We start from the raw sequence: 13,468 nt of genomic DNA on the forward strand, positions 1-13,468 counted from the left end.
TGGGTGTAAACAGCCACCGCCCGTCCGAGGGAACTCGAACCGCCTCCGGGAACCGGCAGCCTCCCCGGGACCTCAGCCGGTGGCCTCGCGGCTCTCGCGCCACCGGGCCAGGACGCCGACCAGCTCGCTCTGCACGAACGCGAAGAACTCCGCCGTCTCCAGGAGCCGCGCGCCCGCCGGGGTGTCCTCGCCGAGGGTGCGCGCGCCGTCCCTCAGCGTGCGCTCCCAGCGGGTCAGCACCTGGTCACGGTTGGCGAAGCTGTCGTACCAGACCTCGTTGTGCAGCCGGTAGCGGTCACGGCGGGAGCCCGGGTCGCGTTCACGGCCGACCATGCTGACCTGGGTGAGGTAGTTGATCGCGCCCGAGACCGCGGCCGGGCTGATCCGAAGCCGCTCGCCCAGCTCCGCCGAGGTCAGTGAGCCGTCGTCGTCCGCGAGAAGCGCCGCGAAGACGCGCGAGGCCATCCGCTGCATCCCGGCCTCCGTCATGTCGGCCGCGAAGCGCTCGACGAACCGCGACACCGCGTCCTCGTCACGTCCGCCGGGGCCGGCAGCGACCGCGCCGGGAGCGCCCACGCCGGAGCCGGCGGCGCCGGTCCCGACGCCGCCGGTGCTGATGTCCTCGGTTCCGCCGGCCATGACCTCCACCGTCTCCCCTGCCCTGTCCATGGCGCCAACTTTATACGGTTCCTTAACTTCACAAGATTGTGAAATCCGCGTACGTTCAAAATCATGACGAAGGCAATCACCGTGGCCGGACTGCACAAGTCGTTCGGGCGGACACACGCGCTGGACGGCCTCGACCTCACCGTCGAGACCGGTGAGGTCCACGGCTTCCTGGGCCCCAACGGCGCCGGGAAGTCGACCACCATCCGCGTTCTGCTGGGGCTGCTGCGCGCCGATTCGGGAGCGGCGCGGCTCCTCGGCAAGGACCCCTGGCACGACGCGGTCGAGCTGCACCGCCGCCTGGCCTATGTGCCCGGCGACGTGGAGCTCTGGCCGGGGCTCACGGGCGGCGAGGCCATCGATCTGCTCGCGCGGCTGCGCGGCGGGGCCGACAAGCGGCGGCGCGACGAGCTGATCGAGCGTTTCGGCCTCGATCCGACGAAGAAGGGCCGGGCCTACTCCAAGGGCAACCGCCAGAAGGTGGCCATCGTCGCGGCCCTGGCCTCGGACGCGGAGCTGCTGCTCCTGGACGAGCCGACCGCCGGACTCGACCCCCTCATGGAGGTGGTCTTCCAGGACGTGATCCTCCAGGCCAAGGCCGCGGGCAGGACCGTGCTGCTCTCCAGCCACGTCCTGGCCCAGGTCGAGAAGCTCGCCGACCGGGTCAGCATCATCCGTCTCGGCAGGACCGTGCAGTCCGGGTCGCTGAGCGAGATGCGGCATCTGACGCGTACGACGATCGAGGCGGAGACCGACCGGCCCGCCGAAGGGCTCGACCGGCTGCCCGGCGTGCACTCCGTGGAGAGGGTGGACGAAGGGGCCGGGGGCCGGGTGCGGTTCACCGTGGACGGCGGCCATCTCGACGGCGCCGTGAGCAGGCTCGCCTCCTTCGGCGTACGCAGCCTGATCAGCCACCCGCCGACCCTGGAGGAGCTGATGCTGCGCCACTACGGCGACGAGCTCGCCGCCAACGGCCGTGACGGCCGGGGCGCCCCCGCGGGCCAGGACACCGCCGAGGCGCACCGGAGCGCGCGATGAGCGCCGCCACCGCCACCAGGACACCGACGGCGGCCCGGCCCCTCGCGGGCCCCGGGGCGCTGACGGGAACCCGCACCCTGCTCCGGTTCGACCTGCGCAGGGACCGTGTCCGGCTCCCCGTGTGGATCCTCGCCCTGTCCCTGGGCACGCTCTCCACCGCGGACAAGTTCACGACGCTGTACGCCGATGCGGAGGCCCGCGCCTCCGTCATGAAGACCATGGGCGGACCTGCCGGACTCGCCATGTCCGGGCCCCGGCACTATCTGGACGACTACACCTTCGGCGCGATGCTGGGCCATCAGATGCTCGGGTTCACGGCCGTCCTGACGGGCCTCATGAGCGTCCTGGTCATCACCCGCCACACGCGCGACGAGGAGGAGACCAACCGCGCCGAGCTGGTCCGCTCCACCGTCGTGGGCCGTCACGCGCACCTGGCCGCCGCGCTCTGGACCGCGGTGATCGCCAACCTCACCCTGGCCGCGCTGCTCGCCGTCACCCTCGGGGCCATGGGCCTGGGACCCGGAGGCGCCACGGGCCCGCTGCTCTACGGCCTCGCCCACGCGGCCGTCGGCATCGTCTTCGCCTCCGTCGCCGCCATCACCACGCAGATCACCGCCCACACCCGGGGCGCGTCCGGCATGGCGCTGGCCGTGATCGGCCTCGCCTACGCCCTGCGGGCCGCCGGTGACGCGGGCGGCGACGCCGCGCTCTCCTGGCTCTCCCCGATCGGCTGGGTCCAGCGCACCTACCCGTACGTGGACGGCAACGCGTGGCCGCTGCTGCTCTGCCTGGTGTTCGCCGCCCTCTGCGCCGGTACGGGCTTCGTCCTGTCGACCCGGCGTGACGTGGGCGCGGGGCTCCGCGCCACCCGGCCGGGCCGCCCCGAGGCCTCCGGCGCGCTGCTCGGGCCGCTGGGGTTCGCGCTGCGGCTGCACCGCTCCATGCTGGCCGGATTCGGTGCCGGACTGTTCCTGATGGGAGCGATGTACGGGTCGGTCCTCGGCGAGGCCGACGACATGCTGAAGGACATCGACCAGGTCCAGGAGGCGCTCCGCAGGATCGGCGGCGCGACCATGGCCGAGTCGTTCGCCTCGATGATCATGGTGATCCTGGCCGTCGTCGCCTCCGTGTACGTCGTGATGGCAGCTCTGCGGCCCCGCGCCGAGGAGAACGCGGGCCGCGCCGAACCCGTCCTGGCCACCGGCCTGTCCCGCGCCCGCTGGGCGGGCAGCCATCTCGCGGTCGCACTCGCCGGCGGTACGGCGATGCTGCTGGCGGCCGGACTCGGCATCGGGCTCGCGGGGGCGGCCTCGGCCGGCGACCCAGGGCTCGCGCTCTCCCTGACGGGCGCGGCGCTCGCCTACGCGCCGGCGCTCTGGGTCACCACCGGGGCCACCGCGGTCCTGTTCGGCTGGCTGCCCCGGGCGGCGCAGGCGGCCTGGGCGGTCCCGGTGTACGCGTTCGTGACCGGCTATCTGGGCCAGCTGCTGCGGTTCCCGGACTGGATGAACGGCCTGTCCCCCTTCGGCCATGTCCCGCAGCTGCCCGCGGCGCCCATGGAGTGGACGCCCCTGGTGGTCCTCACCCTGGTCGCCGCCGCCCTGCTGTGGCTCGGCCTGGAGGGCTTCCGGCGCCGGGACCTCCTGACGAAGTAGGGAACTGGCCAGGGGGTTCGTACGTCCTGATGGTCATGGAGCAACGTGACGCGGCAGGGTACGGCGGATGTGCGGCGGCGGCGCTCGGGGCGGCCACCGCCCTGTACGTCTGGGGCGCGTCGACCCGCACCGGTCTGCACATGGGCACCGGCCTGGAGGGGAACGGCCGGGACCTCTCCGTCCTCTGGACGGAGTTGCCCCTCGTCCTGCTCGCCGGAGCCCTGATCCCCCCGCTCACCTGGCTGCTGACCCTGCGTCTGCTGCGCGGGCACGGCGCCCTGCGGGCCCGTGCCCTCGTCGCCGCCGTGTGCACGACGGCCGTACTGGCCGGGTCCGCGTGGGCCCTGCACTCCTGGGCCAACCCGTACGACCCGGACCGCGTACGGCTGTCGGGCGTCCTCGTCTCAGATCTCGACCAGTAGCTCCCGCAGCCCCCGGATCACATATCCCGGATTCCACTCCGGCTCCGCCACCAGCCTCATCCCGGGTGCCCTGCGCAGCAGTTCGCCGAACGAGGCACCGAGTTCGAGACGGGCGAGCGGCGCGCCCAGGCAGTAGTGGATACCCGCGCCGAACGAGATGTGCGGGTTGTCCTGCCGGGTCAGGTCCAGCGTCTCCGCGTCGGCGAAGCGCTCCGGGTCCCGGTTGGCCGACGCGAAGAGCAGGGCGACCTGCGCGCCGCGCGGGATGACGGTGCCGTCGATCTCGATGTCGTCCAGGACCCATCGCGCGAACATGGGCACCGGGGTGTCGTAGCGCAGGAGTTCCTCGACGGCCGTCGGCAGCATCCCGTGGTCGGCGCGCAGCGAGGCCAGCTGCTCGGGGTGCCTGAAGAGCATCCACCAGCCGTTGACGGTGGCGTTGACCGTCGCCTCGTGGCCCGCGTTGAGCAGCAGTACACAGGTGGAGATGATCTCCTGCTCGGTCAGCCGGTCCTCGTCGTCATGGGCGGCGATGAGCCCGGAGATCAGGTCGGTGCCCGGGTCCGCGCGGCGCGCGGTGATCAGTTCCCGCAGATACGCGGAGAACTCGACCGACGCCTGTACGGCGGCCCGCGCGGTCTCCTCCGGCGGGTTCAGCTCGAACATCCCGCAGATCGCCGCCGACCAGGGCCGCAGCAGCCCCCGGTCGGCTTCCGGCACACCGAGCATCTCGCCGATGACGGCCACCGGCAGCGGCTCGGCGACCGCGCTCAGCAGGTCACCTCCGCCCGCGCCGACGAAGTCGTCGACGAGGCCGGCGGCCAGCCGCTCCACGGTCGGGGCGAGCGCCTCGACCCTGCGGGGTGTGAACGCCTTGGCCACGAGCCGCCGGATACGGGTGTGGTCGGGGGCCTCCAGATCGAGGATGCCGTTCCCGTTGAGCGTGTGGAACGGCTCGTGGGCCTCGGGCGGGGCCGCCACCCCGAACTCGTCGTGGCTGAAGCGGTGCAGATACGTCCGCCCCAGCCGCCGGTCCCGCAGCAGCCCGGACACGTCGGAGTAGTGCGGGACGAGCCACTGCCGCGTCGGCTCGAACCAGTGCGCCCGGCCGGTGGCGCGCAGCGCGGCGTAGGCGGGGTACGGGTCGGCCACGAACGCCGGGGACCAGGGGTCGAAGGACACGTGCATGTGCCGACGCTACCCGGGCGTGACCAGCCGTGCCTCGTAGGCGAACACGGCCGCCTGAGTGCGGTCCCGCAGCCCCAGCTTCACCAGGACGCGGCTGACGTGCGTCTTGATCGTCGACTCGGCGACCACGAGGTGCGAGGCGATCTCCAGGTTCGAGAGCCCCTGGGCGATCAGCACCAGCACCTCCGTCTCCCGCTCCGTGAGGTCGCCGATCCGTGCCATGGCGGGCGGCCGGGGCGCCTCGGCGATCTTCGAGAACTCGGTGATCAGCCGTTTCGTGACGGTCGGGGCGAGCAGCGCCTCGCCGGAGGCCACCACCCGCACGCCGTCGGCGAGCTGCCGGGCGGAGGCGTCCTTCAGCAGGAAGCCGGAGGCACCGGCCCGCAGCGCCTGGTACACGTACTCGTCGAGATCGAACGTGGTCAGGACCAGCACCTTGGCGTCGGCGTCGGCGGCGACGATCTCGCGGGTGGCCTCGATGCCGTTGAGCTCCGGCATCCGGATGTCCATCAGCACCACGTCGGGCCGCAGCGCGGCGACCTGTGACACGGCCTGGCGCCCGTCGACGGCCTCGCCGACGACCTCGATGCCGGGCATCGCGTTGAGCAGGACGGAGAAGCCCTCGCGGACCATCATCTGGTCGTCGACGATCAGTACCCGGATGGGCGGCTCGCTCATGCGCCCCCACCGTCCTCGGCGCGCTCACGGTCGGCCGGTACGGGAATGAACACGGCGACCTCGTATCCGCCGTCCTCGGTCCCGCCCGCGGTCATCTCCCCGTTCAGCATCGCGATCCGCTCCCGCATCCCCGTGATCCCGTGGCCGGCCCCCGGCGACGGCTTGACCAGCCCCCGCGCCGGGCCGTTGACGACACGTACGCCCAGCCCGCCGAGCACATAGCCGATCTCCACCCGCGCCGAGGCTCCCGGCGCGTGCCTGAGCGTGTTGCTCAGCGCCTCCTGGACGATCCGGTACGCCGACAGCTCGACGCCCTGCGGAAGCTCCCGCACCGCACCGGTGACCGTCTTCTCCGTCTCCAGTCCGGTCTCCCGGACGTTGTCCAGCAGCCGGTCGAGCTCGGCGAGGGTGGGCTGCGGGGCGTCCGGCGCCTCGTAGTCCTCCGCCCGTACGACGCCGAGCACACGGCGCAGCTCGGTGAGGGCGGCCACGGCATTCTCCCGGATCGTGGCGAACGCCTGCTCCAACTCGGGCGGCGGATTCTCCACCCGGTACGGGGCGGCCTCGGCCTGGATGGCGACGACGGACATGTGGTGCGCGACGACGTCGTGCAGCTCCCGGGCGATGGTGGTGCGCTCCTCCAGGAGCGTGCGCCGGTCCCGTTCGACGGCGGTGACGGTGCGCTGCACGGTCACCTCCCGCTCTGCCTCCCGGCGCACCTGCACCATGGCGACGACGAGCAGGGCGAACGCCGAGGTGACGGCCATGGGCGCGGTGTTGGAGAAGCCGGGGCCGATGTTGCCGAGGAGGCTCCCGACGACGAGGGTGCCCAGCCACATCCAGGCGGCGGTACGCGGCCGGGTCCTCGCCGCGACGACGACCAGCACCCCCAGGTGGCAGATGAAGGCGCTCACCTGCCAGGGCCAGTCGCCACTGCCCACCACGGCCACCACCGGGGTCGACACGAGCGAGACCCAGAACGCGAGGACGGGGCGGATCAGTGTCATCAGCAGCGTGGCGACCGGCAGGAACGCGGTGATGAGGGTGGCGATGCCGAACGGCGAGTAGTCGTTCGCCGTGAAGACACCGTCCAGCAGCGCGATCAGCGCGACCGCGCCGACCACCGCGTGCGGGAACCAGACGGCCCGGGCCCTCACGGCCCTCGGCAGCCGGCGGATCACCGGTCCGTCCGTGCCGAGCGGGCCGAGCGGGCGGTAGGCGAACACGTCGTGGAGGAGGTCCTGCCGCAGGCCGCCTATCGCCCCTGCGGCCAGCCGGAATTCCGGGCTTCTGGTCTTGGTCTCGGTCACGTTGACACGGTAGGTGCCGACCGGGGCCCCGGTCGTCAGCAGTGAAGCGGATTCCCGGCCGTCCGTCGCAAGTACTACCAGGCCAGCTGGGCGATCTCCTCGGCCACCACCGCGCAGGCGTCCGCCGACGGGTCGATCAGCGGGAAGTGCCCGACACCGTCCAGCAGCGTCAGCCCCACCATCTCCCCGGCCTTGGCCGCGGCGTCCACGAACGCCTCGGTGACGGCCTGCGGCACGGTGGTGTCCTCCACCCCCTGGACGACGGCCGTCGCGATCCCGGTCGGCAGCAGCAGGGCAGGATCGACGTGCGCGCTCCGCGCCTCGAAGTCGTCGGCGCCGCCCAGAAGCTGGTGCAGCGCACCGGAGCAGACGTCGAGCTCCACCGCGCTCGCGAAGTCCCCGATCGGCGCCAGCGCGACGACCCCGCGCAGCGGCGGTGCCGCGGGCAGCCGCCACGGCGAGCCCTCCGGGAGTACATGCCGGGCCGCGGCCCACAGGGCGAGCTGCCCGCCGGCCGAGTGCCCGGTGACCACGGTCTTGCGCGGATCGGCGCCGGGGAGCTCCCTGGCGGCCAGCGCCGGCAGGGCGTCCATCGCCGCGGCCACGTCGTCGAAGGTCTCGGGCCACCGCCCGGCGACCGGTCCCTCCCCGCCCTGCCGCGGGATCTCGCCGCCGCGCCGGTACTCGACACTGGCCACGGCGAAGCCGCGCCGCGCCAGGAAGTCCGCGAACGGCGACACGTGCTGCCGGTCGTACGGGGCGCGCCAGGCCCCGCCGTGCAGCAGCACCACGAGCGGGGCACCCTCACGGCCGTCCCGGGGCGCGAAGAAGTCGATCACCTGGTCGGGGTGGCTCCCGTAGGCCGCGGACCCGTCGGGGGCGACCACCGGATGCGCGAACGCCGACTCGGTCTCGGCGGCGTCCCGATCACGCGCGGCAGAATCCGACATGCTGCTCCAACCGTCCTACGCCTGTGCCCAACTGGACTGACCTGCGGGGACGGTACCAGTACGGCGGACCGCCGCCGCACGGGCCCGGAGAGCGGACGCGTACGGCGGCGGGCGGCTCAGACCCCCAGCACCTCCGCCAGGATCCGCGCCGCACGCTCCGCGTCCGCGAAGCCCACGTACAGCGGGGTGAAACCGAACCTCAGGATGTCCGGGCGCCGCAGGTCGCCGACCACTCCGCGCTCGACGAGCGCGCGCATCACCGGCTCGGTCTCCTCGGGCACCGCGCAGCGCAGCGAGACCTGGCTGCCGCGCTCCGCGTGCGGGACCGGGGTGACCGGGGTGACCCTGCCCCCGGGGACGTAGGCGGCGACGCACTCCAGGAAGAAGTCCGTCAGGGCGAGGGACTTGGCCCGCACGGCTTCGACCGGTACGCCGTCCCAGACGTCCAGCGACGCCTCCAGCGCCAGCATGGACAGGATGTCGGGGGTGCCGACCCGGCCCCGTACGGAACCGTCCGCCGGGACATAGCCGGGAGTCATCCCGAACGGGTCCGCGTGCGAGGTCCACCCGGGCAGGGGCGAGTCGAAGGCCGCCTGGTGGCGCTCGGCGACGTAGAGGTACGCGGGCGAACCGGGGCCGCCGTTGAGGTACTTGTACGTGCAGCCGACGGCCAGGTCCACGCCGTGGGCGTCGAGGCCGACCGGCAGGGCGCCCGCGCTGTGGCACAGGTCCCAGACGGAGACCGCGCCCGCCGCGTGGACGGCGGCCGTGAGACCGGGCAGATCGTGCAGCCTGCCCGTGCGGTAGTCGACGTGGTTCAGGAGGACGGCCGCCGTGCGCGGACCGAGCGCGGCCGGTACGTCGGCCGGGGCGACCGGCACGACACGGTGGCCCGTCATCCGGGCCGCCGATCCGGCGATGTAGCCGTCGGTGGGGAACGTCGTCGCGTCGACGAGGATCTCGTCCCGGCCCTCACCCGCGAGGCGGGTCGCGGCGACGACGGCCTTGAAGACGTTCACGCTGGTGGAGTCGCCCACCACGATCTGCCCCTCCGCCGCACCGACCAGCGGGGCGATCCGGTCGCCGATCCGCTCGGGCGCCGTCCACCAGCCGCTCTCGTCCCAGGAGCGGATGCGCAGCGAGCCCCATTCGCGGGTGATGACCTCCTGCATGCGCGCGGGGACATGGGCGGGCAGCGCGCCCAGCGAGTTGCCGTCGAGGTAGACGGTGTCGTCGAGGAGGAACAGCTCGCGCAGGGCGGCCAGTCGGTCGGCGGAGTCGAGCGCCTCAGCGCGCTCACGGAAGTCAGACATGGCTGCGCGCCGTCCACAGCTCGGGGAACACGCTCTTGGTGGCCCGCTTCTCCAGCCAGGCGACCCCGGCCGATCCGCCGGTGCCCGTCTTCGAACCCATCGCCCGCCGCGTGGCGGTCAGGTGGTCGTTGCGCCAGCGCCACACCAGCTCGCCGACGTCGGTCAGCACCTCGCCGAGCCGTACGAGCTCGGCGTTCTGGTCCTGGTCGGCGTAGATCTCCGCCCAGACGGCCTCGACCGCGGGAGAGGGCTCATACTTCTGCGACAGGTCGCGTTCCAGCACCGACTGCGGCACGGCGTACCCGCGCCGGGCGAGCAGCGCCAGCGTCTCGTCGTACAGGCCGGGCTCGTGCAGCGCCTTCTCCAGCTCGGCGTGGACCCGGGGCGCGCCCCGGTGCGGCACGAGCATGGAAGCGGACTTGTCACCCAGCAGGAACTCCATCCGCCGGTACATCGCGGACTGGAAGCCGGACCCCTCGCCGAGCGAGCCCCGGTAGGAGTTGAACTGGGCGGGGGTGAGGCCGGCCAGCGGCTTCCAGGAGGCGTTCAGCGCCTCCAGCTCCCGCAGCGAGCGCTTCAGCGCGTCGCGGGCGACCGGGATGCGGTCCTCGCGCAGGGCGTGCGCCGCCGTCTCCCACTCGTGGACGATGACCGTGAACCACAGCTCCATGACCTGGGTGGTGACCAGGAAGACCATCTCTCCGGGATCGTCGGAGCGCAGGTGCTGGAGATGGGTCAGGACGTCCGCCTGGACGTAGTCCTCGTACGGAGTGGTTCCCGCGAAGTCCAGATGCGGAGTGTCCGCACCGGTGGCTTCGGGGTCGGGGTGGATGGACATTTCTGTCTCCTCGACACGAGCTTCCGGGTAGCGGTCCGCCCCTTCCTCTGAGGTGGTGGAGCTCCGGTCCCCTGATCGGCATCCTAACGGCCTTCCCGGGAACGCGTCGGGCCCCGCGGGGCTGCTGCCCGCGGGGCCCGGAAGCCGGGGGCCGTCTCAGCCCAGGGTGTCGGCGGCGGTCTGCGAGGAGTCGCGCAGGAAGGCCGAGCAGCGCTCGTACTCGTCCTGCTCACCGATGGCCTGCGCGGCGCGCGCGAGGGCGTGCAGGGCGCGCAGGAAGCCGCGGTTCGGCTCGTGCTCGAACGGGACGGGGCCATGGCCCTTCCAGCCCGCGCGGCGCAGGGCGTCCAGGCCCCGGTGGTAGCCGGTGCGCGCGTACGCGTACGACTCGATGACCCGGCCGCCCTCGTACGCCTCGTCGGCGAGCTGCGCCCAGGCCAGCGAGGAGGTGGGGTACTTCGCCGCGACATCGGCGGGCGCCGTGCCTGCGGCGAGCAGCTCACGCGGCTCCGGGTCGTCGGGCAGATGGGTCGGGGCGGGGCCCCCGAGCAGGTTCTCGTGGATGGACATGGTTCAAGTGTGCCTGGGTCCGGGCTCCGGCTCCAAGGGCGGGGCCGAGACACCGCAGTGCATGGTGCACGCGGGCTGTGGCTCCTCCCTGGCCGCCTCGGGCCCGCGCACGCTCCACCAGGCGATCACCGAACCGGCCACCAGCAGCCCGGCGCACATCGGCATCGCCCGCCGGAACGTCGAGGCGAACTCCCCCGCGTCCCGGTACGCCTCCGGGCCCATCCCGGCCAGCAGCGGCAGCGCGGCCACCGCGAGCAGCCCCGCGGCCCGTGCGGCGGCGTTGTTGATCCCGCTGGCCAGCCCGGCCCGGCCGGTGTCCACGGCGGCCAGGACGGTCGCGGTGAGGGGCGCCACCAGGGTGACCATGCCGAGGCCCAGCACCAGCACGGCGGGCAGGACGTCGGCCAGGTACGAGGCGTCCGGGCCGACCCGCAGCATCAGGAGCATTCCGGCCGCCGCCAGCAGCGGGCCGACCGTCAGCGGGATGCGGGGCCCGATCCGGCGGCCGAGATCGCCGGCGGACGCGGAGAACAGCAGCATCAGCACCGTCGTGGGCAGGAGCGCGGTGCCCGCCCCGAGCGCGGAGTAGCCGGCGACCACCTGGAGCTGGATCGCGGACAGGAAGAAGAACCCGCCGAGGGCGGCGTACACGCAGAACGTGACGATGTTGACGGAGGTGAACTGCCGGGACGCGAAGATCGAGGGCGGCACCATGGGCTCGGCCCTGCGCCGCTCCACCTGGACGAACGCCACCCCGAGCACCACGCCGAGGAGCGCCGCCCCGACGACCAGGACGGACGCGCCCTGCTCCGGCACCTCGATCAGCGCATAGGTGACCAGGGCGAGCGCGAGCGCGGCGAGCGCGGCCCCCAGCACGTCGAAGCGGCCATGGGCGCCGGGGTCCCGCGACTCCGGTACGTGACGCAGGGCCACGGGCACGCAGACGGCGGCGAGCGGCAGATTCAGCAGGAACACCCAGCGCCAGCCCGGCCCGTCCACCAGCCAGCCCCCGAGGAACGGCCCGACGGCGGCCCCGACTCCGCCGAGCCCGGACCAGAGCCCCACGGCACGGGCCCGGTCGTCGGGGTGGAAGCTCGCCTGGATGATCGCCAGCGAGCCGGGCGTGAGCAGCGCGCCCCCGACCCCCTGGAGGGCCCGCGCGGCGATCAGCACCTCGGCGTTCGGCGCGATCCCGCACAGTAGCGAGGCCACGGCGAACCAGACGACCCCCAGCACGAACACCCGCCGCCGCCCGTACCGGTCGCCGAGCGCACCCCCGAGCAGGATCAGCCCCGCCAGGGTGAGCATGTAGGCGTTCACGGTCCACTGCAGGGCGGCGAGATCGGTGCCCAGGTCCTGGCCGATGCGCGGAAGGGCCACGTTGATGACGGTGGAGTCGAGCAGGGCCATGCTCGACCCGAGCACGGTGGTCAGGACGACCCACCGCCCGACGGGCGAGGCGACCCTGATCCCGTCCCCGTCCACATCACTCATACGAGCAGCATCACCGCTGCCGCCCCGAGGGGCCATTCACGCGGCGCGGATGCCTGCCCGGCGCGCGGCGGAGCGGCACCCCGCCCCGCAGGCCCCGTCCTGCCCCTCCGGCGCCCGCCCGCGCCCCCGCTCTACCCCTCCAGCGCCCGGACCAGCGCGGAGACCCCCGCCAGCACCTTGCTCCGCGGGCACCCGACGTTCAGCCGCACGAACCCCGGCGCCCCGTACACCTCGCCCGGCATGATCGCGACCTTCTCCCGCTCGATCAGCACCCGCTGCAACGCCTCGTCATCCACACCCAGGGGACGCAGATCGATCCACGCCAGATACCCGGCCTGCGGCGGCTCCCACGCCAGCTCGGGGAACGCCCCGTTGAGCCGCTCCGCCACCAGCGCCAGGTTCTCCGCGATGTACGCGCGCAGCGCGTCCAGCCACTCCCCGCCCGACCGGTACGCCGCGATGTGCGCGGTCAGCGCCAGCACCGCCGGCGAGGCGAGCCCCTCCGCCGTCTCCATGCGGCGCAGATACTCCGCCCGGTCCGCCGGGTCCCCGATGATCCCGTAGGACCCGGTCAGAGCCGGAAAGTTGAAGGACTTCGACGCGGACGTGATGACGGCCCACCGCCCGTCACCGGCCACCCGGACGTACGGGACGTGCGTGTACCCCTCGTGCACGAAGTCCGCGTGGATCTCGTCGCAGACCACCGCCACCCCGTACCGCCGTGCGAGCGAGGCCGTCTCCCGCAGCTCGGCCTCCGTCCACACCCGCCCCGTCGGATTGTGCGGCGAGCAGAGCACCAGCACCTTGGCGTCGTCCCGCGCCAGCTCCCGCTCCAGGGAGGCCGTGTCCCCCAGCGGTACGCCCCGCAACTCCCGCCCGAGCCCGGTGACCGCCTTGCGGAAACCGTCGTACACAGGGGTGTGGGTGACCACGCCCTCGCCCTCGGCCGTCCACATCTGAAGCAGCTGGGAGAGCTGGCTGAGCACGGAGGGCCCGTAGACCACCCGCCCGGTGTCGATCCCGGTGCCGTAGCGCGTCGCGTACCAGTGACCGATCGCCGAGAGGAAATCCTCGTGCTGCCACGTGGTGTAGCCGAGAACCCCGTGGCTCAGGCGGGCGCGCAGGGCGCTCAGCACCTCGGGCGCGGTCTCGAAGTCCATGTCGGAGATGGTGAACGGCAGCAGCCCGTCCACCCCGAAGCGCTCGGCGACCCCGTCCCACTGGACACACCAGGTCCCCCGGCGGTCGATGACGGTGTCGAAGTCGTAGCGCGCAGACGTACTCAATGCGGATTCCTCGGGTTCTCGGACATGGAGCGGGCCCGGCCCCCCGCAGGGTGACCGGGC

13 protein-coding genes are annotated in these 13,468 nt (G+C 73.0%); 3 read left to right on the plus strand and 10 right to left on the minus strand.

Annotation, left to right across the window (positions count from 1 at the left end):
* Nucleotides 1-72: 72 nt before the first annotated feature.
* Nucleotides 73-489: a GbsR/MarR family transcriptional regulator gene (locus tag ACWCQM_RS22935; RefSeq protein ID WP_450917040.1), complete on the minus strand. Its 417-nt coding sequence runs from the start codon at nt 487-489 to the stop codon at nt 73-75.
* A gap of 243 nt (nt 490-732) precedes the next feature.
* On the opposite strand from ACWCQM_RS22935, the gene ACWCQM_RS22940 reads away from it, so the two are divergent.
* From ACWCQM_RS22940 to ACWCQM_RS22950, 3 genes are read left to right on the plus strand one after another with little or no spacing between them, the layout of a single operon-like run.
* The gene (locus tag ACWCQM_RS22940) at nt 733-1,704 is read left to right on the plus strand and encodes an ABC transporter ATP-binding protein (protein WP_450917008.1); all 972 of its coding nucleotides are present in this window, start codon (nt 733-735) and stop codon (nt 1,702-1,704) included.
* Nucleotides 1,701-3,359 carry an ABC transporter permease gene (locus ACWCQM_RS22945; protein ID WP_450917009.1) on the plus strand — a complete coding sequence of 553 codons (1,659 nt, stop codon included), beginning with the start codon at nt 1,701-1,703 and terminating at the stop codon, nt 3,357-3,359. The genes ACWCQM_RS22940 and ACWCQM_RS22945 overlap by 4 nt, the downstream gene beginning before the upstream one ends.
* 35 nt (nt 3,360-3,394) lie before the next feature.
* Complete coding sequence (locus ACWCQM_RS22950; RefSeq protein WP_450917010.1) at nt 3,395-3,781, plus strand: hypothetical protein; 387 nt, start codon at nt 3,395-3,397, stop codon at nt 3,779-3,781.
* Here the strand turns inward: ACWCQM_RS22950 and ACWCQM_RS22955 are convergent.
* From ACWCQM_RS22955 to ACWCQM_RS22995, 9 genes are all read right to left on the minus strand, one after another.
* Nucleotides 3,764-4,969: a cytochrome P450 gene (locus ACWCQM_RS22955; RefSeq protein ID WP_450917011.1), complete on the minus strand. Its 1,206-nt coding sequence runs from the start codon at nt 4,967-4,969 to the stop codon at nt 3,764-3,766. The genes ACWCQM_RS22950 and ACWCQM_RS22955 overlap by 18 nt on opposite strands.
* A gap of 9 nt (nt 4,970-4,978) precedes the next feature.
* Nucleotides 4,979-5,647: a response regulator gene (locus ACWCQM_RS22960; protein WP_450917012.1), complete on the minus strand. Its 669-nt coding sequence runs from the start codon at nt 5,645-5,647 to the stop codon at nt 4,979-4,981.
* Complete coding sequence (locus ACWCQM_RS22965; RefSeq protein WP_450917013.1) at nt 5,644-6,957, minus strand: histidine kinase; 1,314 nt, start codon at nt 6,955-6,957, stop codon at nt 5,644-5,646. The genes ACWCQM_RS22960 and ACWCQM_RS22965 overlap by 4 nt, the downstream gene beginning before the upstream one ends.
* A 74-nt stretch (nt 6,958-7,031) precedes the next feature.
* Nucleotides 7,032-7,907 carry an alpha/beta hydrolase gene (locus tag ACWCQM_RS22970; RefSeq protein WP_267074905.1) on the minus strand — a complete coding sequence of 292 codons (876 nt, stop codon included), beginning with the start codon at nt 7,905-7,907 and terminating at the stop codon, nt 7,032-7,034.
* Between the two features lie 116 nt (nt 7,908-8,023).
* Nucleotides 8,024-9,220 (minus strand): kynureninase, encoded by a 1,197-nt coding sequence (kynU, locus tag ACWCQM_RS22975; protein ID WP_450917014.1) that lies wholly within the window; start codon nt 9,218-9,220, stop codon nt 8,024-8,026.
* Complete coding sequence (locus tag ACWCQM_RS22980) at nt 9,213-10,058, minus strand: tryptophan 2,3-dioxygenase family protein (protein WP_450917015.1); 846 nt, start codon at nt 10,056-10,058, stop codon at nt 9,213-9,215. The genes kynU and ACWCQM_RS22980 overlap by 8 nt, the downstream gene beginning before the upstream one ends.
* A gap of 156 nt (nt 10,059-10,214) precedes the next feature.
* Nucleotides 10,215-10,628 (minus strand): DUF3151 domain-containing protein, encoded by a 414-nt coding sequence (locus tag ACWCQM_RS22985; protein WP_450917016.1) that lies wholly within the window; start codon nt 10,626-10,628, stop codon nt 10,215-10,217.
* A gap of 3 nt (nt 10,629-10,631) precedes the next feature.
* A complete protein-coding gene (locus ACWCQM_RS22990; RefSeq protein ID WP_450917017.1) occupies nt 10,632-12,122 on the minus strand; it encodes an MFS transporter in 1,491 nt (496 codons plus the stop codon).
* A gap of 131 nt (nt 12,123-12,253) precedes the next feature.
* Nucleotides 12,254-13,408: a MalY/PatB family protein gene (locus ACWCQM_RS22995; RefSeq protein ID WP_450917018.1), complete on the minus strand. Its 1,155-nt coding sequence runs from the start codon at nt 13,406-13,408 to the stop codon at nt 12,254-12,256.
* Nucleotides 13,409-13,468: the final 60 nt, after the last annotated feature.

This window comes from Streptomyces sp. NPDC002125 (assembly GCF_053593715.1).

Coding starts and splice junctions, on each gene's coding strand:
- ACWCQM_RS22980 (WP_450917015.1), bottom strand. CDS start 10,058: ATGTCCATCCACCCCGACCCCGAAGCCACCGGTGCGGACACTCCGCAT.
- ACWCQM_RS22990 (WP_450917017.1), bottom strand. CDS start 12,122: ATGAGTGATGTGGACGGGGACGGGATCAGGGTCGCCTCGCCCGTCGGG.
- ACWCQM_RS22945 (WP_450917009.1), top strand. CDS start 1,701: ATGAGCGCCGCCACCGCCACCAGGACACCGACGGCGGCCCGGCCCCTC.
- ACWCQM_RS22950 (WP_450917010.1), top strand. CDS start 3,395: ATGGAGCAACGTGACGCGGCAGGGTACGGCGGATGTGCGGCGGCGGCG.
- ACWCQM_RS22940 (WP_450917008.1), top strand. CDS start 733: ATGACGAAGGCAATCACCGTGGCCGGACTGCACAAGTCGTTCGGGCGG.
- ACWCQM_RS22935 (WP_450917040.1), bottom strand. CDS start 489: ATGACGGAGGCCGGGATGCAGCGGATGGCCTCGCGCGTCTTCGCGGCG.
- ACWCQM_RS22960 (WP_450917012.1), bottom strand. CDS start 5,647: ATGAGCGAGCCGCCCATCCGGGTACTGATCGTCGACGACCAGATGATG.
- kynU (WP_450917014.1), bottom strand. CDS start 9,220: ATGTCTGACTTCCGTGAGCGCGCTGAGGCGCTCGACTCCGCCGACCGA.
- ACWCQM_RS22970 (WP_267074905.1), bottom strand. CDS start 7,907: ATGTCGGATTCTGCCGCGCGTGATCGGGACGCCGCCGAGACCGAGTCG.
- ACWCQM_RS22985 (WP_450917016.1), bottom strand. CDS start 10,628: ATGTCCATCCACGAGAACCTGCTCGGGGGCCCCGCCCCGACCCATCTG.
- ACWCQM_RS22955 (WP_450917011.1), bottom strand. CDS start 4,969: ATGCACGTGTCCTTCGACCCCTGGTCCCCGGCGTTCGTGGCCGACCCG.